This is a genomic window from Pseudoprimorskyibacter insulae (assembly GCF_900302505.1).
In the GTDB taxonomy this organism is placed as follows: Bacteria; Pseudomonadota; Alphaproteobacteria; order Rhodobacterales; family Rhodobacteraceae; genus Pseudoprimorskyibacter; species Pseudoprimorskyibacter insulae.
In genome coordinates this window covers 9,645-35,917 of record NZ_OMOJ01000014.1, presented here as the reverse complement: position 1 = coordinate 35,917, position 26,273 = coordinate 9,645, and the positions used below count along the sequence as shown (strand labels likewise).

The 26,273-nt window shown below is 64.0% G+C and carries 13 protein-coding genes; 8 read left to right on the top strand and 5 right to left on the bottom strand.

What is annotated here, in order from left to right:
* Positions 1-7: 7 nt before the first annotated feature.
* Both PRI8871_RS17955 and glmM read right to left on the bottom strand, forming a co-directional pair.
* The gene (locus PRI8871_RS17955; protein ID WP_108887581.1) at positions 8-964 is read right to left on the bottom strand and encodes a KpsF/GutQ family sugar-phosphate isomerase; all 957 of its coding nucleotides are present in this window, start codon (positions 962-964) and stop codon (positions 8-10) included.
* 7 nt (positions 965-971) lie between these two features.
* Positions 972-2,312 (bottom strand): phosphoglucosamine mutase, encoded by a 1,341-nt coding sequence (gene glmM / locus PRI8871_RS17950; protein ID WP_108887580.1) that lies wholly within the window; start codon positions 2,310-2,312, stop codon positions 972-974.
* A gap of 216 nt (positions 2,313-2,528) precedes the next feature.
* On the opposite strand from glmM, the gene galE reads away from it, so the two are divergent.
* Positions 2,529-3,512 carry a UDP-glucose 4-epimerase GalE gene (gene galE, locus PRI8871_RS17945; RefSeq protein WP_108887579.1) on the top strand — a complete coding sequence of 328 codons (984 nt, stop codon included), beginning with the start codon at positions 2,529-2,531 and terminating at the stop codon, positions 3,510-3,512.
* 60 nt (positions 3,513-3,572) lie between these two features.
* Positions 3,573-4,922 carry a calcium-binding protein gene (locus tag PRI8871_RS17940; protein WP_108887578.1) on the top strand — a complete coding sequence of 450 codons (1,350 nt, stop codon included), beginning with the start codon at positions 3,573-3,575 and terminating at the stop codon, positions 4,920-4,922.
* A gap of 5 nt (positions 4,923-4,927) precedes the next feature.
* On the opposite strand, the gene PRI8871_RS17935 is transcribed toward PRI8871_RS17940, so the two are convergent.
* Positions 4,928-6,400 carry a calcium-binding protein gene (locus PRI8871_RS17935; RefSeq protein WP_108887577.1) on the bottom strand — a complete coding sequence of 491 codons (1,473 nt, stop codon included), beginning with the start codon at positions 6,398-6,400 and terminating at the stop codon, positions 4,928-4,930.
* A gap of 268 nt (positions 6,401-6,668) precedes the next feature.
* Here PRI8871_RS17935 and PRI8871_RS17930 point away from each other — a divergent pair, with 268 nt between their 5' ends.
* The 5 genes from PRI8871_RS17930 (at position 6,669) to PRI8871_RS17910 (ending at position 12,922) form a co-directional block, all read left to right on the top strand.
* On the top strand, positions 6,669-7,217 hold the full coding sequence (locus PRI8871_RS17930) for a hypothetical protein (RefSeq protein WP_108887576.1): 549 nt from the start codon (positions 6,669-6,671) through the stop codon (positions 7,215-7,217).
* 28 nt (positions 7,218-7,245) lie between these two features.
* A complete protein-coding gene (locus PRI8871_RS17925; RefSeq protein ID WP_108887575.1) occupies positions 7,246-10,047 on the top strand; it encodes a glycosyltransferase in 2,802 nt (933 codons plus the stop codon).
* Positions 10,048-10,117: 70 nt separating this feature from the next.
* On the top strand, positions 10,118-11,059 hold the full coding sequence (locus PRI8871_RS17920) for a glycosyltransferase family 2 protein (protein WP_108887574.1): 942 nt from the start codon (positions 10,118-10,120) through the stop codon (positions 11,057-11,059).
* A gap of 119 nt (positions 11,060-11,178) precedes the next feature.
* A complete protein-coding gene (locus PRI8871_RS17915; RefSeq protein WP_108887573.1) occupies positions 11,179-12,588 on the top strand; it encodes a DUF2793 domain-containing protein in 1,410 nt (469 codons plus the stop codon).
* 10 nt (positions 12,589-12,598) lie between these two features.
* The gene (locus PRI8871_RS17910) at positions 12,599-12,922 is read left to right on the top strand and encodes a hypothetical protein (protein ID WP_108887572.1); all 324 of its coding nucleotides are present in this window, start codon (positions 12,599-12,601) and stop codon (positions 12,920-12,922) included.
* Here PRI8871_RS17910 and PRI8871_RS17905 read toward each other — a convergent pair.
* Both PRI8871_RS17905 and PRI8871_RS17900 read right to left on the bottom strand, forming a co-directional pair.
* Positions 12,849-14,723, bottom strand: coding sequence for a glycosyltransferase family 2 protein (locus tag PRI8871_RS17905; protein WP_108887571.1), 1,875 nt, complete (start codon positions 14,721-14,723; stop codon positions 12,849-12,851). The genes PRI8871_RS17910 and PRI8871_RS17905 overlap by 74 nt on opposite strands.
* A 1-nt stretch (position 14,724) precedes the next feature.
* A complete protein-coding gene (locus PRI8871_RS17900) occupies positions 14,725-16,014 on the bottom strand; it encodes a glycosyltransferase 61 family protein (protein WP_181389519.1) in 1,290 nt (429 codons plus the stop codon).
* A gap of 308 nt (positions 16,015-16,322) precedes the next feature.
* Between PRI8871_RS17900 and PRI8871_RS20050 the strand changes: the two genes are divergently transcribed.
* A complete protein-coding gene (locus PRI8871_RS20050) occupies positions 16,323-26,204 on the top strand; it encodes a calcium-binding protein (protein ID WP_108887569.1) in 9,882 nt (3,293 codons plus the stop codon).
* The last annotated feature ends 69 nt before the right edge of the window (positions 26,205-26,273 follow it).

Below are 26,273 nucleotides of genomic sequence, written 5' to 3'. Positions count from 1 at the left end.
GGGCCGATCAGGCCACGCCTGCCCTCAGGCAATCGTGCAGATGCAGGATGCCCACGGGGGCGCCGGTGTCATCGACCACGAACAGCGCGCCGATCTTGCGCTGGTTCATCACCGCCAGCGCTTGTGCGGCAAGGCTGTCTTGGGAAATGGTCACCGGGTTGGCCGTGGCAATCTGGTGGGCCTTGCGGTCCATCAGCCCATCCATATGCCGCCGCAAATCCCCGTCCGAGATCACACCGCTGAGGCGGCCATCGCTCAGAACCCCGGCCATGCCGAACCCTTTGGAGGTCATGGTCAGCAGCACATCGCTCATGGGGGCGTTCGCTGCGACCAGCGGCAGGGCCTCGCCTTTGTGCATCAGGTCGGTGACGCGCATCATCTGTGCGCCCAGCTTGCCGCCGGGGTGGAAGACGTGGAAATCCTCGGGCGCAAAACCGCGCTGCGCCATCAGGCAGACCGCCAGCGCATCGCCAAGCGCCAGCGTCATCGTGGTTGAGGTGGTGGGCGCCATGCCGATGCCGCAGGCCTCAGCCACAGGCGGCAGCGTCAGCTTATAGCGGGCGGCCCGCATCAGGGTGCTGCCTTCGCGCGATGAGATGCCGATGACCGGGATCGAAAAGCGCTGGGTATAAGCGATGAGATCGCCCAGTTCCGCTGTTTCCCCCGAGTTTGAGATCAACAGGCAGATGTCCTGCGCGGTGATCATGCCCAGATCGCCATGGCTGGCCTCAGACGGATGGACGAAATAGGCCGGGGTGCCGGTGCTGGCCAGCGTGGCGGTGATCTTGTTGCCGATATGGCCCGATTTGCCGATGCCAGACACGACCACGCGGCCCCTGGTGTCCAAGATGGCCTGCACGGCAGGGGCAAAATCGGCTGGAATCGTCTCTGACAGGCGGTGCAGGGCATCGCCTTCCAGGCTCAGGACACGGCGGGCTTCGGTCAGGATGCTATCGGGGGCCATCACGGGATCAGCTTTCGCGGCGCACGGCATCGACAATATCGCCGAGCACTTTGTCCAGAAGGGCCAGATCGCCCGCTTCGCCCATCACGCGGATCAGCGGCTCGGTCCCGGATTTGCGGATCAGCAACCGCCCAGAGGTGCCAAGTGCCGCCTCGCCTGCGGCAATCGCGCTTTGGACGGCGTCGGTGTCCAGCGGGGTTTTGCCCGCCGCATAGCGCACATTGATCAGCTTTTGCGGCACCGGGGTGAAGACGCGGGCCAGATCGCTGGCGGTGCGCCCGGTTTCGACCATCGCGCCCAGGAATTGCAGCGCGGCAATCAGCCCGTCGCCGGTGGTGGCATGGTCGGTCATCACGATATGGCCCGACTGTTCGCCCCCAAGGTTGAACCCGCCGCCGCGCATCCGTTCGACCACATAGCGGTCGCCCACGCCGGTGCGTTCCAGCGCAATCCCCTTGCTGGCCAGATGCTGTTCCAGCCCGAGGTTCGACATCACCGTCGCCACCAGCGTATTGCCGGCCAGGCGGCCCTCTTCGGCCCAGCGGGTGGCAATCAGCCCCATGATCTGGTCGCCATCGGCCACTTTGCCGGTCTCATCGATCAGGATGATCCGGTCGGCATCGCCATCAAGGCAAATCCCCAGGTCGGCGCGGGTTTCGCGCACCTTGGCGGCGGCGGCTTCGGGATGGGTCGAGCCGCATTTGGCGTTGATATTGGTGCCGTTCGGCTCCACTCCGATGGGGATCACCTCGGCGCCCAGTTCCCACAGGACGGACGGCGCGGTCTTATAGGCCGCCCCATTGGCGCAATCGACCACGATCCGCAGACCGTCAAGCCGCTTGCCGCGCGGGAAGGTCGTCTTGGCATATTCCACATAGCGCCCGCGGGCATCTTCAAAGCGGCGGGCGCGGCCGATGTTTTCGGGTGCGCAAGGATCGACGCCCTTGTCCAGAAGCCTGGCAATCCCGGCTTCGGCATCATCCGACAGCTTGAACCCGTCGGGGCCAAAGAACTTGATCCCATTGTCCGAGGCCGGGTTGTGGCTGGCCGAGATCATCACGCCCACATCGGCCCGCAGGCTGTGGGTCAGATAACCGATGGCCGGGGTCGGCACGGGCCCCAGCAGAAAGACGTTCATCCCGGTTGAGGTGAACCCGGCGGTCAGCGCGTTTTCGATCATGTAGCCTGACAGGCGCGTGTCCTTGCCGATCACCACCCGGTGTTCTTGTTTGTCCCGGCGGAAATAGCGCCCGGCGGCGGCCCCCAGTTTCAGGGCCATTTCTGCGGTCATCGGCCAGCTGTTCGCGCGGCCCCGGACACCGTCGGTGCCAAATAGCGTGTCGGTCATGGCCGGTCCTTTCCTGCTCGGGCTTTGCTTGCTCATAGCCCGGAGCATGGGGCGAACTCAACGGTTCCTGCATGCCGAAGGTGCAAGCTCTTCCCACGTCGGCGGTGCTCTGCTAGGTAAAATGCAAATTTGTCAGCCATCTTAAGGCTATTTGGTTCCTGTCTCGGTTCGTTTCCATCGCGGGGCTGTCGCTCCGAAAAGAGTATTGGAGGTCTCATGTCATATGTGTTGGTCACCGGAGGCGCGGGTTATATCGGCTCGCATGCCTGCAAGGCCCTGCGCGCGGCAGGCTATATGCCCGTTACCTATGACAACCTTGTCACTGGCTGGCAGGATGCGGTGAAATTCGGCCCTTTCGAGCAGGGTGATCTGATGGATAGCGCACGACTGGATGAGGTTTTTGCCAAATACGCCCCCGTCGCAGTGATGCATTTCGCGGCCCTCAGCCAGGTTGGCGAGGCCATGTCTGAGCCGGGCCGCTACTGGCGCAACAACGTGGCCGGATCGCTGACCCTGATCGAGGCCGCCGTGGCGGCGGGCTGTCTGGACTTTGTCTTCTCCTCGACCTGCGCCACCTATGGCGAGCATGACAACGTCGTGCTGGACGAGCAGACCCCGCAAGAGCCGCTCAACGCCTATGGGGCCTCGAAACGGGCGGTCGAAGACATCCTGCGCGATTTCGAAGCGGCCTATGGGTTGCGCAAGGTGATTTTCCGCTACTTCAACGTGGCGGGTGCCGATCCCGAGGCCGAGGTAGGCGAACATCATCGCCCCGAAACCCACCTGATCCCGGTGATGCTGGAGGCGATCGATGGCACGCGCCCTGCCTTGACCATCAACGGCACTGACTATGACACCCCCGATGGCACCTGCGTGCGCGACTATGTGCATGTCTGCGATCTGGTGGATGCCCATGTTCTGGGCCTGAAATGGCTCAAGGACGGCAAGGGCAGCCAGGTGTTCAACCTTGGCACCGGCAAGGGCTTTTCCGTCCGTGAGGTGATCGAGGCCAGCCGCGCCGTCACCAACCGCGAAGTGCCCCACTCCGAAGGCCCCCGCCGCGCAGGGGACGCGACCAAACTGGTCTCGGGATCTGTCCGCGCGATTGAGGATTTGGGCTGGCAGCCCACCCGCTCGACGCTTGAGCAGATGATCGGCGACGCCTGGCGCTGGCATCAGACCGGACATTACGACAAGTAACGCAATAACTCTGCCTTTACTTATCCTGCGCCAAGATCCCTCTGAAAGGGGGCGCGGGACATGGCATTTTGGGGAACGGGCGCGGTTCAGGATCGTTTGGGCGGGGCGCGGGGGTTTGGCTCTTGGGAACTGGCGCGCAACGATGACGGGTCAACCATTGTCGATGCCTCGGCGGTGCTGCCGGATGGGATCACCATTGCCGGTGTGACCTATGCGGCGGACCGGCTGCATGTGAACACCAATGGCACGGTCAGCCTTGGCGGTGCCTATAAACGCCTGCCGCAAGACAACCCCGCCCGCCCGATGATCGCGCCCTTCTGGGGCGATGTGGACACGCGGCTCGATGGCGAAGGGGCCGAAAGCGGCGGCATCTGGGTGCATCTTGCCCCCGATGCGGGGGTGGTGACGATCACTTGGGATCATGTGGGGGTCTATCGGCGCAATGCGGATGTGACCAACCTGTTTCAGCTTCAGATCGTTGATCGTGGCGGCGGCAATGTGGATCTGTTGTTCCGCTATGAGGCGATCGGCTGGACCCAAGGCACCGCCGAGGATGACCCCGGCGCGCGGGCGGGCGTCTTTACCGCCAATTCGGCGCTGGCAATTGGCGGGGGCGATCTGATGCGCCTGCCCACAGATCCGGGCAATAGCGGCATCGCGGGCCTGTGGGGCATTGCCTTGCGCGGCGGGCAGGCCAGCTTGCTGCCGCCTGACGACAGCACCACCAAGGGCACGGCGGCGGCCGATCTGCTGGTGGGGGGCTATGGCGATGATCTGCTGGACGGGCTGGCGGGCAATGACACGCTGCAAGGCGGGGATGGCAGCGACACGCTTCTGGGCGGCGAGGGCGACGATCACCTGCAAGGCGGGGCCAGCGCCAGCGATCTGCGCGATGTGCTTTATGGCGGTGCGGGCCGCGACGTGCTGGAGGGCGGGCATGGCAATGACGAACTGCGCGGCGATGCGGGCGATGACACGCTGTCGGGCTGGTTCGGGGCCGATACGGTGATTGGCGGCGCGGGCAATGATGTGCTGACCGGTGGGGCCTGGGGTGATGCGCTGTTTGGCGGGGATGGGGCGGATTATCTCAATGGCGGGTTTGGCTATGACCGGCTGAATGGCGGCGCGGGGGCGGACCGGTTCTTTCATCTGGGGCTGGCCGATCATGGGTCGGACTGGATACAGGATTTTTCCTGGCGTGACGGCGATGTGCTGGCCTATGGCGGGGCGGCAACGGCGGCGCAGTTTCAGCTGAACCGGGCCGCGACGCCCAATGCGGGCGATCCGCTGATCCCCGAATATTTCGTGATCTACAAACCCACAGGCCAGATCCTTTGGGCGCTGGTGGATGGGGCGGCGGCGGCCAGCATCCTCCTTCAGGTCGATGGCCAGCAGTTTGATCTGCTGTGACTGGGCTAGAACAGGAAATCGCTATTGTCCCAGCCAGTGGCGGGCAGGCTGCTGCCAGTGGCGGTCTGCACCCGCAGCTCCTCGCCCTGCCACAGGATCAAGGCGCCATCGTCGCGGCTGCGGATGTCCAGCGCCGACACATCATAGAGCCTGCCCCAGCCGCTCAGGTCGATGCGATCCTGCCCCGGCTGGAAATCGGTGATCGTGTCGCGGGTGCGCCCGGCCTCAAGGACAAAGACATCGGCCCCGGCCCCACCGGTCAGCGTGTCATATCCGGCCCCCGCGATCAGCGTGTCATCACCCGGCCCCCCCGACAGGGTGTCATTGCCGCCCTGCCCCAGCATCAGATTGTCGAGTGCGCCCCCGGTCAGGCGGTCCGCGCCGGGGGTGCCATCGTGGCGGGCGGGCAGATCGGCCAGGGGCAGAACGAACAGCGGCAGGTTCCCCCGCGTGCCTGCGGCCAGGATCTGCACCTCGGAGGTCAGCACCATGGCGCTGAGCGCGGTGATCGGGCCGATGTCCCATGCGGTGCTTTGCGCCAAGGATTGGTGGTGCAGCAATTGCCCGTCCGGCAGCAGTTCCAGCAGGCTGAGCCCTGCGTCCGATCCGCCGACCACGGCAAAGCCCCGGCCGTTTGCCTCAAACGTGGCCAGATGCGCGGCCCCGCCAAAGCGGGTGTCTTGGCTGTCGGTCAGGATGTCAGTGACAAAGAACACCCCCATCGGGTTCAGCCGCAGGGCCGCTACGGTGCCGCTGATGGGCGAGACCCCGAGCACAAAGCTGAGGCCCGACAGGGTCAGCGCGGCGATGGCGGTCAGGCCAGACACCCACAGCCCGTCCTTGTCGGCGATGCTGTCGGTCAGCTCCATCCGGCCGCCGGGATGGATGCGAAAGGCGGTCAGCCCGGTGTCTTGCTGTGCGGCGGTGATCAGGAAGGTCTGGCCCGCCACGCTGAGGGACAGCATGTCTGACACGCCCTTCAGCGCGGATTTGGCACTGTCTTGGACATTGGCCACCTCGCCCATCCCCCAGGATCGGGACATCGAGTAGAGCGTGATGCCATCCGCATCGGCGGCGGCCAGAAAGCTGGTTGATCCGCTGGTCACCTGTTCAAAGCTTTGCCCCCGGATCACCCCGCCGCTTTTCAGTCGCAGGGCCGCCGGGGCGCCCAGATCGGGGCCGGATTTCAGATCCATCAGCCCGGCGGTGCCACCGGTATCGACCCGCAAGATGCGCGTATCGCCGCCTTGTGTCAGGATCAGCCCCTCGGCCATCGACAGCCCGCCTGCCCTGTCCGGTTGCCAGCCGCTTTCGATGCGGGCGATTTTGCCGCCGTCGTTCAGCCGCAGCAGGCTGACCCCGCCCGAAACGGACGACCCGGCCAGAACCCAAGGTGCGCCGTCCAGAATGATCGGTTCGAAATAGACAATGGCCGCCAGCGAACGGTCTGCCCGTCCGGCCACCTGCCGCAGATCCATGCCCAGCAAGAGAATATCCTACCATGGCCCCCGCCTTTTGCCTAAAGCACCGGGGCGTGCGCCCATGTGCTGGAATTGTGGCTGGTTTGCGCAAAGCCCCGCGAAGTTTAGCGATCTGCCGGGGCGGCGTGACCGAAAAACAGCCTATGCGCGGGGCGGTCCGCGTCAAAGGCATGTGAGGGGCGTTTGCGGGTGTGCATCCGGGATTTTGGTGATACACCTTTTGGCAGTTGAATCGAGAATGCATTAGAACGGAGACGCTGTCACGATGTCCGCATCCCAGGCGCAAACCCCCGCTATCAGCCCGGCCCAGAGCCATGAAGACATCCAGAAGCTGCTGCGGGCAGAAATCGACGCCCTGAAGGACATGCTGGACGCGCGTTTTGCTGAAATCGCCAAGCTGACCGATCAGCTGGAAACGATCGATGTCTCGGCCAGTTCGGCGGCGAACGAAGAAATCGAAGCGATCAAGCGCCGCCATGCGGTGGAAATCACCCTGCTGCACGCGCGTTACGCCAGCTGGGCCAATGGTCCGGCCAATGGCGTGCCGTCTTTTGGCCGCCAGATTGAAATCTTAGGCGAAAGCGATCTGTTCAACGCGACCTGGTATCTGAACACCTATCCCGATGTCTCGGAAAGCGGCATGAGCCCGCGTGAACATTACGTGCGTTCGGGCGGGTTTGAAGGCCGCAATCCGGGGCCGGATTTTGACAGCATGTCCTATTATGTCGCCAACCCCGATATCGCCGCCACCGGCTGGCCGGCGCTGGTGCATTACGCGGCCTTTGGCAAAACGGAAGGCCGCCCCCTGTCCTAAGGACTGTTGGGGCGTGTGAGGCGAGGCAATGCCGTCTGACCCCGTGCGGCAAGGCGATCTGAACGACTTTGATCCGGTCTGGTATTTGCAGACCTATGAGGATGTGCGTGCGGCGGGCATGGACCCGCTGGACCACTACCTGACCCTTGGCCGCGCCGAAGGGCGGCAAGGCGCGCCTGTGCAGGCGCTGGAACTGGATCACATGCTTTGGCGTGGCTATGAGGCGATGGCCCTGCCCGCCCTTGAGGCGCTTTTGGCGGATGGATCGCCCCGCGAACGGGCGGTGGCAGGCTGGGCGCTGGCCCGCTGGCGCAAGGAACAGGGCGATATGATGGGCGCCCGAGAGGCGATCCTTGCCTTTCACGACGGCAATGCAGGCATGCAGACCCTGCGCCATCCCGGCCCCTTCCTGCTTGGTATCCAGATCTGCCTGACCTGCGGCGACCCGGCCGGGGCCGAGCGGATTTTGCTGGCGGGGGTCAACCGATTTGGCCCCCTGCCCGATTTCGAACTGGGCGGTTTGTTGCAGGCGCGGTTCCACAAGGCCGACGATTGGGAGTTGGACGCCTATCTGCACCGGCTGCACGGGCCGCATGGGCTGGTGCCGGTGTGGCTGGATCAGATGGCGACGGGGCCACGGTTTGACCGGCTGCGCGCCGATGCCGGCCCGCGCCTTGACGACCGCCTGCCCGAGGCCCCGCCACTGGTCAGTGTGATCGTGCCGGTGTTCAATGGCGCGCGCGGTCTGGCCACGGCCTTGCGGGGGTTGTCGGCCCAAAGCTGGCCCAATCTGGAAATTCTGGTGGTCGATGACGGCTCGTCTGATGACAGTCTGGCGATTGCCCGCGCCGCCGCCGAGGAAGACCCGCGCATTCACGTGCTGGCGCATGCGCAGAACCAGGGCGCCTACCCTGCCCGCAACACCGGGTTCGCCGCCGCGCAGGGCGCGTTTATCACTGTGCATGACGCCGATGACTGGTCGCATCCGCAGAAGATCGAACTGCAGATCCGTCCGCTTTTGGCCGAACCGGACTTGCAGGCCACGGTGTCGCATTGGGTGCGGGTCAGTGACGATCTGGACATGACGCGCTGGCGGATGGAAGACCGCTGGGTCTATCGCAATGTGTCGTCCCTGATGGTGCGGGCCGAGATGCGCGATAGCTTGGGCTATTGGGATCGGGTGCGGGTTAATGCCGATACCGAATATTACTACCGGGTGATTGCCGCCTTCGGGCCGCAGTCCATCCGCGAGGTCTGCCCCGGCGTGCCGCTGGCCTTTGGCCGGACCGAGGCGCAGTCGCTGACCAACCAGAGCGCGACCCATCTGCGCACTCAGTTCAAGGGGCTGCGCCGCGACTATATGGAAGCGGCCCATGTCTGGCATGCCCGCCGCTGCGCCGATCAGTCGGGCCTGTTCATGCCGCAACACCCCGAGGTCCGCCCCTTCCGGGTGCCTGCGGCGATCGGGCTGGGCGATCCCGAAGGCCCGCCCAGCGATTTCGATATTCTGTCGGCTTCGGATCTGTTCGATCAGGATTGGTATCGTCTGTGTCACCTTGATGTGCTGATGGCCGATGTCAGCCCGGTGCGGCATTACCTGTCGGGCGGGGCGCGGGAAAACCGCGATCCGGGGCCGCTGTTCAGTTCGGGCGGGTATCGCCGTGTGGCCGGTCTGGATGAGGCGACGGTGCCCTTGCTGCACTATGAGCTTGAGGGCCGCGAGGCGGGTCTGCCCCCCTTGCCAAGCTTCCCCGGTGCCTTGGCGGATGTGGATGAAGACCAGCCGCGCACCTTGGTGTTTGCCCATACCTCGGGCAAGACGCTGTTCGGGGCCGAACGCAGCCTGCTGGGCGTGCTGGAGCGGATGGCCCGGCGCGGCCGGAATCCGGTGGTGGTGGTGCCGACCCTGCGCAACATGGCCTATCTGAACCAGCTGTTGCAGGTCTCGGTCGCGGTTGAGGTTCTGCCACAGATCTGGCGTCATGCCCTGCGCCGCCCGCCATTGGCGACAGTTCAGGCGATACAGGGTCTGATTTCCAAACACCGGGCGCAGGACATTCACGTCAATACGCTGGTGCTGGATGCGCCTTTGGCGGCGGCTCGCGCCGAAGGGGTGCGCAGCCTCGTGCATGTGCGTGAATTGCCCGATCAGGACGTGGCGCTGCGGCGCAATCTTGGCAGTGATGCTGCCAGCCTGCGCCGCGCCCTTCTGGATGAGGCAGATGGGTTTGTCGCCACCTCGCAGCCGGTGGCCGATTGGCTGGCCTGCCCCGGTCGTGTGGCGATCCGGCCCAACTCGGTGGATGAGGCGCTGTTCGAGATGCGGTTTGCGCCGAAACAGACCCTGAATATCGCGCTTATCAGCAGCAATATCGCCAAGAAGGGCATCGCTGATTTTCTGGCGATTGCGCGGCTTGTGGCGCAGGAAAAACGGCCCGTGCGGTTCCGTCTGATCGGGCCGGGCACGCCCGATCTGCACCTGATGCGGCCGCTGCCGGCCAATGTGGAATTCCGCGGCTATGCCCAGACCCCGGCCGAGGCGCTGGCGCAGGCCGATGTGGTCATGAGCATTTCCAAGTTCGCCGAAAGCTTTGGGCGCACGGTGATGGAGGCCATGGCCGCCGGGCGTCCGGTGATTTGTTATGATCGCGGCGCACCGCCATCGCTGGTGGAAAACGGTGTCAGCGGGTTCGTGGTGCCTGCCGACAATCCGCGCTGTGCCGCCAATGCCGTGCTGGCGCTTGAGGCCGCGCGCGGGCAGTTGGCCGTCATGAGCGATGCCGCCCGCATCCGCGCCCGGTACTTGCAGGAAATGGCCTTGCAGGCGTGATCCCGCTCGGGGATGTGGACCGGATCGCAGAATATCGCTATAGCCGCCTCTGGCAGGAGGAGAGCCCCCGATGAGTGACAGCGCAGCGCCGAAGATTGCGATCCTTCTGGCAACCTATAATGGTGCGGCCTGCCTACAGGAGCAATTGGACAGCCTTGCGGCCCAGAGCATGGCCCCGGCGCTGATCCTGGTCAGCGATGACAATTCCGCCGATGACACCCGCGATATTGTCCGCGCCTTTGGGCAGGCGAACCCGGCGCTGACTGTGCAGCTGATTGACGGGCCGTGCGATGGTGCGGCGCAGAATTTCCTGTGGTTGCTGCGGCACTGCCCCGACTGGGTCGATTATGCCGCCTTCTGCGATCAGGACGATGTCTGGCTGCCCGATAAGCTGAAACGCGGGGTGCGGGCCCTGCGCGAGGATGCGGCGCCTTCGGATATGTTGCTGTATTGCGGGCGCAGCTGGGAATGCGATGCCGATCTGAACAACCGCCGCCTGTCGCGCGGGGCGCGTCGTCCGGCGGGCTTTCGCCATGCCTTGGTGCAGAACGTGGCGGGCGGCAATACGATGATCCTCAACCATGCGGCGCTGGATCTGGTCCGCGCCGCCAGCCATGAGCCGCGCAAACTGGTGGTGCATGACTGGTGGGTCTACCAGATCGTCACCGGGGCCGGTGGCCGCGTGATCTTCGATGATGCGCCTTTGCTGCTGTACCGGCAGCACGCGGGCAATCTGATCGGGGCGAACCGGGGGCTTGAGGCGAAGAAACGGCGCTTGCGCATGCTGGTGTCAGGGCGGTTCCGGCGGTGGAACACGGTCAATATATCGGCGCTGCGGGCCTCGGCCCATCGTCTGACCGAAGAAAACCGCGAGGTGCTGCGCCTGTTCGCCCGCGAACGCAACCGCGGGCTTGTGTACCGGCTGTGGATGCTATGGCGCACGGGCGTTTACCGGCAGGGGCTGCAAGGCACGCTGTCGCTTTATCTGGCCGCTTTGCTGCGCCGGATCTGAGCGGGGCCGTTGCGCCCCGGCGGGACCAGCGCACGCAGGCCCAAGAGCGCGTTCACCCTTGGTGACTAGAACCGAACACCGTCCGGGGCCTTGCGGCCCGCGCAATTCGGGAAAGTCGCATGTCAAATCTATCGCCCCGGATGGGGTTGCCTTTTTTGCTGCCATCACAGGCGCAGAAACACGTCACCCACAATGAGGCCCTACAGCAGCTGGATGCGCTGACGCAGCCTGCGGTTCTGGCTTTGGCCGAGGTCGCGCCGCCTGCATCGCCTGAGGCCGGTGCCATGTATGGCATTGGGGCCGGGGCCACGGGCGTTTGGGCCGGGCGCGATGGTGCGCTGGCCTATTGGGACGGCACGGCCTGGCTGTTTGTGTCGCCGCAAGAGGGCTGGCGCGTTTGGGCGCAGGATGTTCAAGAACTGCATGTCTGGCGCGGCGGAAGCTGGGCGCCGGCGCTGCAAAGCACCGTGCAGCTGGGGATTGGCACCACCGCTGATGCCACGAACCGGTTGTCGGTGGCCTCAGACGCCAGCCTGTTCAGCCATGCCGGCGCGGGCCACCAGATGAAGCTGAACAAGGCCAGTGCGGGGGATACGGGTTCGGTGCTGTTTCAATCCGACTGGGTTGGTCATGCGGAAATGGGTCTGGCGGGCGATACGGCGTTTTCGGTTAAGATCAGCGCCGATGGGGCGTCTTGGGACACGGTCCTGCGGGCCGATCCCGCCGCGCAAGAGATCACCTTTGCCCCGGCAGGCACGGCCCGCATGGTCCTGAGCGACACCGGGCTGCAACTGGATGCGCCAGTGACCGGCAGCGCGGTGCAAAGCGCGGGCAGCGATGGGGCCGCGGGCAAAATCCTGATGACCGGGGCGCAATGCCTGACCAATGACAGCGCGGCCTATAGCGGCCTTCTGCCCGATGCCATGGGCAGCTGGCTGGTGGGGTTCAATGACAAGGCCGATGGCCCGGGCGCGCTGACTGGCCATGGTTCGGATCGGTATGGGATGATGGTGCAGGTCCAGCGATCCAGCGGCCGGCGTCACCGTATTTTCCAGACCCTGACAGGCCAGATGTTTCACCAGACTGAAAGCGCCGCCGGGCTTCAGGCGCCCAAGCGGGTCTATGATACGGGCAACCTTCTGGGGACCGTGTCGCAGGCGGGCGGCCTGCCCACCGGGGCGATGATGGAGCACGGCAGCAATGCCAACGGGGCCTATGTGCGCTATGCCGATGGCACCCAGATCTGCCACAAAAAGCTGACTTTGAGCGGTCAGGATCTGAACATCGCCTATGGGGCGCTGTTTCGCTCGGGCAGTCTGCTGAGCGGCAATACGGTCTTTGCGGCAATGTTTTCCGAGCCGCCCGCCTGCACCATCACCGCCCATGTTGAGAACCTGTCGACGATGACCGCTGTTGGCGGGCTTGGCGATGTGGGCAACACACCGGCCACGGTCTATGCGGTGGCCCATACCGCCGTCACCGGCCGGGTGATCCATGTGAATGTCATGGCCATTGGCCGCTGGTACTAAGGAGAGCCCCATGCATCTGAGCTTTACCCCCATGCGCCGGGATGATGCGCTGACCCTGACCTGCGAAGGCGAGACGCTGTATTTCAACGGTGTGGCGCTGGATCTTTCGGCGATTGCGGACGGGGCGTGTTTGGCCGCGTCTGATCTGGGCTGCGACTGGCTGGCCGGGGATGTTTGCCGCACCGGAGGCGCGCTGCATGTGTCGGTGATCTTGCCGCATGGTGCCCGCGCCCCGCAACAGACCCTGTTCCCCGCGCCGGTTACGGTTGTGGCGGATGGGCCTGTGCCGCTTCCGCCCTATGATCTGCCGCCAGATCCCGGCCCCGAAGTGTAAGCGTTTCGCTGGCCTCGGTCGCCTTCTCTGGGCAGGCGATCGAGACGGTGCCGCGCCGAAGCAGGGCAAAAAGGCCCATGTCGAACTGCATGGCATAGCCTGTCTGGCGCTGCGTCAGATCCGGGTCCGGCACATGAGAGAGCGCTATGGTCTGACTTGGCGCAGCTTCGATCTGGCGGGCCATCTGGGCAATCACCGCCCGATCACAGAAATCCCCCCGCAGCAGCAGATCCACCTGCTGCGTCCCCGATTGGCCGGGCAGCATCGCAGGGGGCAGCATGGCGCGTTTTTCGGCCTGTTGGTCTGGGGTCAGCCCGCCGGGGGCCTCGTGCTGCCAGAACCGGCAGATTTCGCGATAATAGTGACGCAATCCGCGATAGCTGGTCTGAATATGGGTCAGCGGATTGCGGGTCAGGCTGCTGGTGTCATCCAGCGCGAAGGCCAGCGGCAGATCTGGCAGGATGCGCCGCACCGAGGCTGCGCCAAAGGCCGCCTCGCAGCGCCAGATATAGTCCATATCCCCTGAAACCCGCACCTCATCCCAGCCGCCCAGCCTGTCGGCGACAATCCGGTGGAACAGGAAAGACGAATGGCTCCATTGCAGAAGGCTGGGGCCAAGCCGCCAGTTGGTGGTGATCTGGAAGGGCGGTGCGACCCGTGCCCAATGGGCAATGACCCCGACCAGCCCGCTGTCTTGGGCCAGCGCATCCAGTTGCAGGGCAATCTTTTGCGGATGAGACCAGTCATCGGCGTCATGGGTGGTGATGATCTCGCCGCGCGCCTCGGACAGGCCGCGGTTGCGGGCGGCATAGGCCCCGCCATTGACAGCCTGGCGGATGGGCCGGATGCGCGGGTCTTCCTTGGCAAGGTCCGAGACGATCTGAAACGTGTCGTCATCGCTGGCATCGTCCACGACGATGATTTCCAGGTCTGTGTGGGTTTGGGCCTGTAGGCTGGCGATGGCCGCGCGGATGGTGCGGGCGGCGCGAAACACCGGCATGATGACCGACACAAGCGGCCCTTCGGCGGGGCGCGCGGGGCAGCCTGTGGCGGTCAGATTGCCAAGGCTCAGCAGGGCGGCGGCATCGCGCCGGGTCAATTGCGCCAGCCCGCGCGGCGCATAAAGCCCGTTGATCAGATCGAGCTTGCCCGCATCGTTTTCCAGATTGGCCAAGGCCAGCACCTGATCGCTGCCCTGATCCTCGGGCAGGATGGCCTGCAAGGCGGCCCGTGCCGCCTGCCGCGCCCCGCGCCGGGCGTAAAGCGTGGCCAGCGGGATTTGCCGGAACGAGGCGCGGGAATAGCGCGGCGGCAGGCCCCCCAGCCGGTGCAACAGCGCCTCGGCCCCGGCGGCATCGCCGCTGTAATCGCGCCAGAAGGCCAATTGGCACCCGGCCTCAAACCGGACCTGATCGGGCAGATCGGGGGTGTTCACCAGATCCATCAAACCCGTGGCGGCGCTGTCTTCCAGACCGCCCCAAAGTTCGGCCTGAAGGCGGCGCACGCGGGTCATGCCGTCATGGGTTTGCGCGGCGGCGGGGGTGGGAAAGCGCCCCTCGGCCTGCCCGTGGAACAGGTAGTGGCGCAGGGGGGTGATATCGCCGCTGGCCACATCCGGATAGCGCGCCAGGTAAAAGCCCGGATCAAAGCCCGGCCCCGGCGCGCGCCCCAGATCCAGCCCGTATTTCACGAAATGCCACATCGGATCGAGCCCGGTCTGCGCGACATCGGCATAGGTGGCGCAGTACCAGTCCCGGTCAAACAGCCCCGAGGCGTGCAGCTTCGTGATCAGGTCATCCATGTCAGGCCTTGGGCAGGTGGTCGATCAGATGGTCCAGCCCCAGCGCCGCGAAGTCTTTGCGGACCTGCACCACTGAGGCCGCATGGTCGATCGGCTGGCGCGGATCAAAGCGTAGCTGAATCCAGTGGCGGATCGCGTGATCGCGGGCTGCCAGATAGGCTTTGGTGTCCCAGGCCTTGGACAGCGGAATGCCAAGCGCATCGAAGGTGCCCAAAAGCACATCCACATCGTAAAGCGAGATCGCCCGCACGATCCACGGCTTGCCGCCGGGCCAGAGCACCGAGGCCGTGCCAATCGTGGTTTCGGCATAGGCCAGCGACGAGACGCGCGGATGCAGGGCCGACAGGCCAATGCGCATGTTCGGGCGGCGGTTCAGCACGACGATGGTCTGGTCGCGGCGCCCCAGAAGTTGCCGCCCATGCATGGCCGAACCTTCGGCAAAGATCAGCGTCTCGGCCCCGTGGTAATACTCCAACTGTTCGCGCAGTGGCATGGCCTCGGGGCGGATGACGGTCACGCCAAGGCTTTGCAGCACTTGGGTCAGGTAGGTTTCACCGGCGTTATGCCCTTCGGCGGTGGCCTCCATCCGGTCGCGGGCCACATAGACCACGCTGTTGGGGCGGCGGGTCAGGCCCTGGCTTTCGGTATTGGCGGCCAGCAGATCCAGATAGCTGTCCGAGGTGGGCACATGGGCCCATTGTTCGGCCATCGGCGCGGCCCATAGCTCGCGCACCTTCAGGGGCTTGTGCACGAATTGCAGCCGTTTGGCATCGACCTGAAACCACGACAGGATCTGCCAGAAGAACTTGGGCAGCTGATTGGCCGAGCTGTTCGGCTCTAGCGTGAACAGCATGGTCTTGTCGCCATGTTCGGCGCTGGCCTGCAAAATGCGGGTGCTGTGTTCGGCGATGAAATGTCCAAAATGCGACACCGCATGGCCGCCCCAGGTGGCAGGGGTGTCAAAGGGCTGTTGCTGATCGGGATAGGCGGGGGGATGGCGATCGACCGGCGTGCCCGACCGGTTGTGCCGCAAGGGGCCATGGCTGCGCCAGTTCGGCCAGACCGGCCCGCCCAGCAGGACCATGTTTTCGGTCTGGCTGACGGGAACCACGGGGATGTCTTCGAACCGGGCCATCGCAGGCAGGGTCGTGCGGGGATAAAGATAAAGGCCCGGGGCTTTGGACGACAGGCGATCAGGGTTGGTGTCCAGCGTCAGGGACGGGGCATCCGGGTTCACCTCAACTGCGGGCAAGTCCGACTGTTTTTGGCGAATTTTATTGAACCAGCTCATGAAATATCCTGAAATCAAGATCTGTGATGACAATTTTGCGCCCCGCCTAAATTGGGAATGGCGCGAAAATTGGCGTGTTGGTGTGTTTGACCACATCCCCCCCCAGACGGGCAAGGCCGTTTGCGGGGATTACAATTGCACTTTGCATGGCGAAATGTCACAAATCTTCGCGATAAGGCAAGAAACTTGCAAAAAGTCAGAGTGTAGCCGCATTTTTTCGTACCCTGCGGCCAGAGCAGTCAAATCGTAATACCTACGGTGTCTTGTCGGGCACTCGAATAATCGCATTTTGAGGAAGGGTTGTCGTCATGGCAGTAATCAATGGGGACGCAACGAATAACGGTCTTGCAGGCACCGATGCTGCGGACACCATCAATGGCCTGGGCGGCGATGACATTCTGGACGGCCGCGCCGGGAATGACTCGTTGGATGGCGGCACCGGCAATGACACGCTTTATGGCGAGGCCGGCAATGACACCATCAATGGTGGGGCGGGTGTAGACCGGGTCTTTTATTTCAAGGAAACGGGCACACGCGGCATCAGCGCCGATCTAGGCACCGGCAAGGTGACCGACACCTGGGGCAATCTCGATACGCTGATCGGCATCGAATACCTGTACGGGTCGGTCTTCAATGACACGATCAAAGGCACGGCCACCGGCAACGACACCCTGTTTGGCGATGCGGGCAACGACAATATCAACGGCCTTGGCGGCGATGACATTCTGGTCGGCGACAAGGGCAACGATACACTGCAAGGCGACGCCGGCTCTGACCAGGTCGCCTATTTCTTTGAGACCGGCACGCTGGGCGTTGTCGTCAACCTGATCACCCAGACCGCGACGGACACTTGGGGCGATACCGATACATTGTTCAATATTGAACGGATCATCGGCTCGGATCACGACGACATCCTGAAAGGGTCAGGGGCTGCGAACTTTTTCTATGGCCGCGATGGCGCGGACCTGATCGAAACCTTCAATGGCGTCGATACGCTGGTCGGGGACAAGGGCGCCGACACGCTTGATGGCGGCGACAGCGAAAACGACGTTCTGTCCTACTATCTGGAATCCGGCACGCTGGGTGTGACGGTCAACCTCAAGACCGGCACCGCGATCGATACCTGGGGCGACACCGACACCATTCGCAACCTCGAAGTGATCCACGGCACCGATAAGGCCGACCGTATGATCGGCTCGGACGGGGTCGGGCATGACGGCAAGCTGTATGACGAACGTTTCATCGGCTATGACGGCGATGACTATATGGATGGCGGCGACGGCAAGGATTACTATTCCACCGGCGCAGGCAACGACACGATCATGGTCGGCGCGACGCTGGCCGAAGCCCGCGACACCATCGTCATCAGCGGCTCGGGCAATAAGGTCATCAAGGGCGGCAATTCCGAGGGCACGCTTTACGGCCACCACCTGATTTTTGAAATCGACGAAGCGATTACGGTCAACCTCAAGGACGGTACGGCCAGCTCGGCCACGATGACCACCGATTTCACCGAAGGCCTCTATATCCTTGAGGTCAACGGCACCATGCATGACGACCACCTGATCGGTGGCAACCCGTTGTTCGACTATCTGGAATGGTACACCGGCAACCAGGGCAACGATACGATCGACGGCGGCACCGGCACCGCCGATACGGTCATTTACGAACCCGAAGAACAGATCGGCGCCTATAACTTTGATCTGGGCCGCACCGAATACGGCATGTTCGGCGTTGTCGTCGATCTGGGCGCAGGCACCGCGAAAGACGCCTTTGGCGACACCGATACGCTGATCAACATCGACCACGTGCGCGGCACGAACTGGGACGATTACATCAAGGGCAGCGACGAACAGAACGCCTTCTGGGGCCTGAAGGGCAACGATACGCTGGATGGCGGCGAAGGCGAAGACATCGTCCACTATCGCGAAGACGCGCTGCGCGAGGGTAACGCGGGCGTCACGGTCAACCTGTTCAACGGCACCGCGATTGACGGCCACGGCACCACCGACACGCTGATCAGCATCGAAAACGTCCATGCCACGGATAAGAACGACTTTGTCGTCGGCAACAATGTGGACAACCGCCTGTTCGGCTATGACGGCAACGATACGCTGCGCGGCTTTGGCGGTAAGGACGTGCTGGTTGGCGGCGTCGGCGATGACAGCCTGTCGGGCGGCGACGATCACGACGAACTGGTCGGCGGCGCGGGCAACGACCTTTTGGATGGCGGTCAGGGCGATGACCTTGTGCGCTATCGCGATGACACCGCCGGGATTGCGGCAGACCTGACCTCGGGCAAGGTGACCGATGGCGATGGCGGCATCGACACGCTGATCAGCATCGAGAGCGTGCACGGTTCGGACTTTGGCGACACGCTGGCCGGGGATGGCGGCGCGAACGAGCTTTCGGGCTTTGGCGGCAACGACCTGATCGAAGGGCGCACCGGGGCGGATACGCTTCTGGGCGGCACCGGCAATGACACGATCCGCGGCGGCGCACAGAACGACGAACTTTGGGGCGGTGCGGGCGATGACACGCTCGATGGTGGCGACGGCACCGACCTTGTCCGCTATCGCGATGCAGCGGCCGGGGTCAGCGCCAATCTGGCGACCAATTCGGCCAATGACGGCGAAGGCGGCACCGATACCTTTATCGGCATCGAAGGAATCCACGGCTCTGAACATAATGACACGCTGAAAGGCGACAGCGCCGGGAACGAGCTGTCGGGCTTTGGCGGCAATGACCTGATCGAAGGTCAGGACGGCAATGACACCCTGCTGGGCGGTGGCGGTCAGGATACGATCCGCGGCGGCACCGGCGATGACGAACTTTGGGGCGAAGGCGGCAATGACACGCTGGATGGCGGCGCAGGCACCGACCTTGTGCGCTACCTTAGCTCGACCGCGGCGGTGGTTGTCGATCTGGCGGCGGGCACGGCGCAGGATGGTCTGGGCGGCACCGACACGCTGATCGGCATCGAAGGCGCGCATGGCTCTGAATTTGGCGACACGCTTAAGGGCGATGCCGGCGGCAATGAGCTGTCGGGCTTTGGCGGCAATGACACGCTGATCGGCCAGGGCGGCGAAGACACGCTGATTGGCGGCGTGGGCAATGACTCGATCCTTGCCAGCGGCGGTGACGATACCCTGCTGGGCGGCGATGGCTTTGACACGCTGGACGGCGGCGATGGCACCGACCTTGTCCGCTATCGCGATGATGTGGCGGGCGTCACGGTCAACCTGGCCTCGGGCTCGGCTGTGGATGGCGCGGGCAACACCGATGTTCTGGTCAATATCGAAGACATCGACGGCTCGGACCACAATGACAAACTGACCGGCAGCAGCGGCTCCAACCGCCTGTTCGGCTATGCTGGCAATGACTTGATTTCCGGCACCGGCGGCAGCGATACGCTGAAGGGCGGCACCGGCAATGACACCCTGCTGGGCGGCGATGGCGACGATGAGATCTGGGGCGAACAAGGCGCCGATAGCATCGACGGCGGCACCGGCATCGACCTGATCCGCTATCGCGGCGCGACGGGCGGTGTGACGGTCGACCTCAATGGCGGCAGCGCGCTGGACGGCCATGGCGCACAGGACAGCCTGAAGAACATCGAAAACGTTCACGGCTCGGATTTCAGCGACATTCTGCGCGGCGACCTGAACGACAACGAACTGGCGGGCTTTAAGGGCAACGACACCCTGTCCGGCTTCCAGGGCAATGACAAACTGCTGGGCGATGAAGGCAACGACAGCCTGTCGGGCGGCGGCGGCGAGGACGAACTGAGCGGCGGCGCAGGCGTGGATACGCTGAACGGTGGCGCAGGCCGCGACCTTGCCCGCTATCGCGACAGCACCTCGGGCGTTGTGGTGGATCTGGCGGCAGGTCAGGCCCAAGACGGCTTTGGCACCAGCGACACGCTGATCGACATCGAAGGCGCGCATGGGTCGGACTTTGGCGACACGCTGCGCGGTGATACTGGCGACAACGAATTGTTTGGCTTTGATGGCGATGACACCATCCAAGGCTCGCTTGGCAATGACACCCTGCTTGGCGGCGCGGGCAACGATAGCCTGCACGGCGGCGGCGGCAACGACCTGATGACCGGCGATGCCGGGGCCGACACGCTGGACGGCAGCACCGGCATCGACCTTGTCCGCTATCGCGATGATGCGGCAGGCGTCACGGTCAACCTGATCTCGGGTCAGGCGCTGGACGGCGGCGGTGCGCTCGATACGCTGATCGATATCGAAAACGCCCACGGCTCGGACTTTGACGACAAGCTGACGGGCGATGTTTCCGCGAACGAGCTGTCGGGCTTTGCCGGGGCAGATACGATTGCGGGCAACGGCGGCAATGACACCATCCTTGGCGGCGCGGGCAACGACAGCCTGTCGGGCGGGGCCAACAACGATGAAATCTGGGGCGAGGCCGGCAATGACACGATTGACGGCGGCGACGGCACCGACCTTGTCCGTTATCGCAGCGCGGGCGCAGGGGCCAATGTCAACCTGGCCACCGGCACCGCCACGGATGGCGATGGCGGCAATGACAGCCTGACCAGCATCGAAAACGCCCACGGGTCGGACTTTGGCGATACGCTGACCGGCAACGCCGGCAACAACGAGCTGTCGGGCTTTGCCGGCAATGACCTGCTTCAGGGCGGCGCGGGCGTCGATACCCTGCTGGGCGGCGAAGGCGATGACACGATCCAGGGCGGCGACGGCGACGACGAAATCTGGGGTCAGGCGGGCGCCGATAATATCGATGGCGGCGCAGGGGCGAACGACCTTCTGCGCTATCGCGACGATGAGGCGGGCGTCACGGTCAACCTGACCACCGGCACGGCCACCGACGGGTCGGGCAGCACCGACACGATCACCAATATCGAACATGTCCACACCTCGGACCACAACGACAGCATCGTCGGCAACAGCGCGATCAACCGTCTGTTCGGCTTTGCCGGTGACGACACCATGCGCGGTGAGGCGGGCAATGACATCCTGCTGGGCGATGGCGGCGACGATAGCATCGACGGTGGCACCGGCGACGATGAGATCTGGGGCGGCGCGGGCGCTGACACGATCGACGGTGGCGCAGGCACCGACCTTGTGCGCTATCTCGATGCGATCGGCTCTGTCACGGCCAACCTGGCCACCGGCGTGGCCAGCAGCGATGGCTTTGGCAGCTCGGATGTTCTGAGCAATGTCGAAGACGTGGACGGGTCGAACTTTGCCGATAGCATCACCGGCGACAGCGGCGCGAACCGTCTGTTCGGCTTTGGTGGCCGCGACACGCTGGAAGGCGGCGACGGCAATGACGTGCTGGCCGGCGATGACAACAAGGCCGACACCTCGACCGACGAAGATGACAGCCTCTCGGGCGGTGGCGGCAACGACACCATGCTGGGCGAAGGCGGTGACGACACCTATGACGGTGGCGATGGCACCGACCTTGTGCGCTTTATCTACGCCACCTCGGGCCTGAACGTGAACCTGCTTCTGGGCACGGCCACCGGCGAAGGCAATGACAGCCTGTCCAATGTCGAAAACATCGACGGGTCGAACTTTGACGACCTCATCGTCGGGGACAGCAATGTCAACGTTCTGTCCGGCATGGGCGGCGCTGACACGCTGATCGGCAACGCGGGCAATGACGTGTTGTCGGGCCGCGGCGGCGGCGACGTCTATGAATTCATCGCGGGCGACGGCAATGACGTGGTCAACGATCTGGGTGGCGACGGCGTCGATAAGATCATCTTCCACGATTACTATGCGCGCAATGCCACGGTGATCATGCAGAACCCCAATGATCCGAACAACAAGGCGATCCAGATCAGCTTTGGCATCACCGGGGATGTGGTGGTGATCGCCAATGGCCGCGACGCCAGCAGCGCCAGCGCGATCGAACAGATCGTCTGGGCCGATGGCACCACCTGGAGCCACGCAACCCTGATTGCAAACCTTGGCCAGCAAGGCACCGTGGACAGCGCGGGTCCGACCCCGCTGGACAACGTTCTGAACTACACTCCGAACGACGACGTGCGCGATGGTCTGGACGGCAATGACCTGATCCGCGGCCTTGGCGGCAATGACAGCCTGTCGGGCAGCGGTGGCAATGACACGCTGATCGGCGGCGAAGGCGATGACACGCTTCTGGGCGGCGATGGCAACGACCTGCTGGAAGGCGGGCCGGGCAATGACGTCAAGGACGGCGGCGCAGGCACCGATACGGCGGTCTATGGCGTGGCGCTGTCCGATGCGGCGGTCTCGCTCAGTGGTGGCGTCTTCACCATCACCAGCCATCTGGGCACCGACACGGTGTCGAATGTCGAAAGCTTCAAGTTCACCGATCAGACCCTGACCTTGGCGCAGATGACCGCGATCGGCACGAACCAGGCGCCGGTCTCGACCCTGCCTCCCACGCTGAGCAATTCCGAAGGGGCTGTCTCGGTCAACTTCGCGCAGTTCTTCAGCGACCCCGAAGGCGCGACCCTGACCTATGAGATCAGCGGCCTGCCCGATGGTCTGACCGTTTCCGGCACGGGCCTGACGGTGTCTGGCACGGTTGAGGGCAGCCTGACGCCCTATCTGGTGCGCATCACCGCATCGGACGCGCTTAATGGTCAGGTGACGGCCTCGGTCCGCTGGACGATTGAGAACATCAATGCCGCGCCCACGGGCGGCGTGTCGATCACCGGCACCGCCACCGAAGGCCAGACCCTGACCGCCGACACTTCGACCCTGGCCGATGGCGATGGTCTGGGTGAGCTGAGCTATGTCTGGATGCGCGACGGCGTGGTCGTGGCGGGTGCGGACACCCAGACCTATCACCTGACAGCGGCCGATATCGGCGCGCAGATGTCGGTCAAGGTCAGCTACACCGATGGGTTCGGCACCGCCGAAAGCGTCTCGAGCACGGCCACATCGGCGGTTCTGAACGTCAACTCTCTGCCCACGGGCGGTGTGTCGATCTCGGGGACACCGACCGAAGGCCAGACCCTGACAGCACAGACCAGTAGCCTGGCCGATGCCGATGGTCTGGGCGCGCTGCGTCTGCAGTGGCTGCGGGACACGATCGAAATCGAAGGCGCCAATGGGGCCACCTATACCCTTGGCGATGATGACATCGGGGCCCGGATCCGCCTGCGCGTGACCTATACCGACCAGCAAGGCACGTTCGAAACCGTCACCAGCTCGGGGACGACGGCGGTGCGCAACGTCAATGACGCGCCCACCGGATCCGTTGTGATCGAAGGCTCCCCCAGCGAAGGCCAGACCCTCAGCGCCGATACCTCGACGCTGGACGATGGCGACGGCATGGGCGCCCTGTCTTACCAGTGGCTGCGCAATGACAACCCGATCTCGGGGGCCAATAGCGGGGCCTATACCCTGACCGCCGATGATATTGGCGGCACGATCACCGTCAAAGTCAGCTATACCGATGCCCATGGCACCGCCGAGAGCGTGACCAGCGCGGCCACCGCCGCCGTGACCAACACCAATGACGCGCCCACCGGCGCGGTGGTGATTGATGGTACGGTATCGCTGGGTCAGACCCTGACGGCCAACACCTCGACCCTGTCGGATGCCGATGGTGTCGGCCAGCTGTCCTATCAGTGGATGCGCGATGGCACCGCCATCACCGGCGCCACGGCCAGCACCTATAAGGTGGTCACCGCCGATATTGGCAGCCAGCTGACGGTCGTTGTATCCTACGAGGATGGCGGCAACACCCAGGAAACCGTTACCAGCGATCCGACGGCCACCGTCATCAGCGGCAATGAGCTGCCCACCGGCAAGGTCGTCATCACCGGCACGGCGGCCCAGCATGAAACCCTTGGGATCGACAGCTCGACGCTGGCTGATGCCAATGGCATGGGCAACCTCAGCTATCAGTGGCTGCGCGATGGCACGGCAATCACCGGCGCCAAGGGTGCGACCTATACGCTGGTCACCGCCGATATCGGCAAGAAGATCTCGGTCAAGGTCAGCTACACCGACGGCATCGGCACGCAGGAAAGCGTGACCAGCGCGGCAACAGCGGCGGTCTCCAATGCCAATGACGGGCCAAGCGGAACTGTTGTTCTGACGGGCACGGCCAAGCAGGGCGAAACCCTGACCGCCGATCTCAGCGGGCTGAGCGATGAAGACGGGCTTGGCACGGTCTTTACCTATCAGTGGCAGCGCGGCGGGGTTGATATCGCAGGCGCCACCAGTGCCAGCTACACGCTGGCGCAGGCGGATGTCGATCAGGCGATCACGGTCAAAGTGGGCTATACCGACGGCATCGGCACCGAAGAAAGCGTGACCAGCGCCGCCTCTGCTCCGGTCGAAAACATCAACGACGCCCCGGTCGGCAAGCCGATCATCACCGGCAAGGTGGCACGCGGCGAAACGGTGACGGCCGATGGCTCGGGCGTGACCGATGCCGATGGCATCGCCAGCCAGCTGTTCTATGAATGGTTCCGCGATGGCACCAAGATCATGGGCGCCAATAGCGAAACCTACACCATTCAGGCCGAGGACGATGGCGCCAACCTGACGGTGAAGCTGAAGTACACCGACCAATTCAGCCAGCTGGAAGAAGTCTTCAGCGATCCGGTCAATGTCAATGACGCCAATGATGCGCCCACCGGGTCCATCCCGATCACCGGCGACAAGGTGCAGGGCGCGACCCTGACGGCGGATGTGTCGAACTTCAACGATCCCGATGGTCTGGGCACGCTCAACTATCAGTGGCTGCGCGACGATGCCGAAGTGTCCGGCGCAACGGGCCAGACCTATGTTCTGACCCAGGCCGATGTGGGGGCGCAGATCTCGGTCCGCGTCAGCTACACCGACCAGCAGGGCTATGATGAAAGCGTGACCACCGGCAAGACCATGGCCATTGCCAATGTCAACGACGCCCCGGTGGGCAAGCCGGTGCTGACCGGCACGCCGAATCCGGGCAATGTTCTGACCATGGACACCTCGGGGCTCTCGGATCCTGATGGCATCGCCAGCAATCTGTTCTTCGAATGGTTCCGCGATGGCACCAAGATCCCCGGGGCGCTCGCCGAAACCTACACCCTGACCAGCGCCGATCTGGGCACCAAGATCACCGGCATGGCCAAGTTCGTTGACGGTGGCGGCACGCAAGAAGAGGTGTTCAGCACCGCGATCACCGTGGTTGAGGCGACCAACACCGCCCCGGCGGGTGCGCTGGTGGTGACGGGCACGGCAAAACCGGGTCAGGTTCTGACCGCCGATGCCAGCGGCATCACCGATGTCGACGGCATCCAGAGCAACCTGTTCTACGAATGGTTCCTGGATGGCACCAAGATCCCGGGTGAATTGGCCACGACCTACACCGTGCGCGATGGCGATGCGGGCCACAGCATCACCGCCTTGGTGAAATTCGTGGATGGTCTGGGCAAACTGGAAAGCGTGACCAGCTCGCCTGTTGCGGCCACCTCGGGCGTGACGGTCAAGACCGGCACGGCGGGCAATGATCGTCTGGAAGGCACCGATGGGGCCGATAGCCTTGTGGGTCTGGGCGGCAATGACACGCTGATTGGCGCAGGCGGTGACGATACGCTGGAAGGCGGCGACGGTGTGGATGTGCTCAATGGCGGTGACGGCGATGACTTCATCTACGGCGGCGCAACCGAGGCGGACCTGCGCGACGTGGTCTATGGCGGCAACGGCAATGACTATGTCGAAGGCGGCTATGGCAACGACGAACTGCGCGGCGATGCCGGCAATGACACGCTGGCGGGCGGCTTTGGTGCCGATACGATGATTGGCGGCGACGGCGATGACCAAGTCACCGGTTCGGCCTGGGGCGACGTGCTGTTTGGCGGCAACGGCGATGATTTCATCAACGGGGGCTTCGGCTATGACCGCGTGAACGGCGGCACCGGCGCGGATCAGTTCTTCCATATCGGCAATGCCGGTCACGGGTCGGACTGGATTCAGGACTATAACGCCGCCGAAGGCGACGTGCTGTTCTATGGCGCAAGCGCGGTGAAAGACGACTTCCTGATCCAGCGCGCCACCACGGCCAGCGCCGGGGCGGACACCGTGCAAGAGGTGTTCATCACCAACAAGACCACGGGCGTCCTGCTCTGGGCGCTTGTCGATGGCGATGCCCAGTCCGAACTGAACGTGAAGGTCGGCGCCAACGTCTTTGACCTGCTGGCCTGATCCAGCCCTTTGAAACAAGAAAACCGCCGCCCCAAACCGGGCGGCGGTTTTTTCATGTCTGGGTAATGG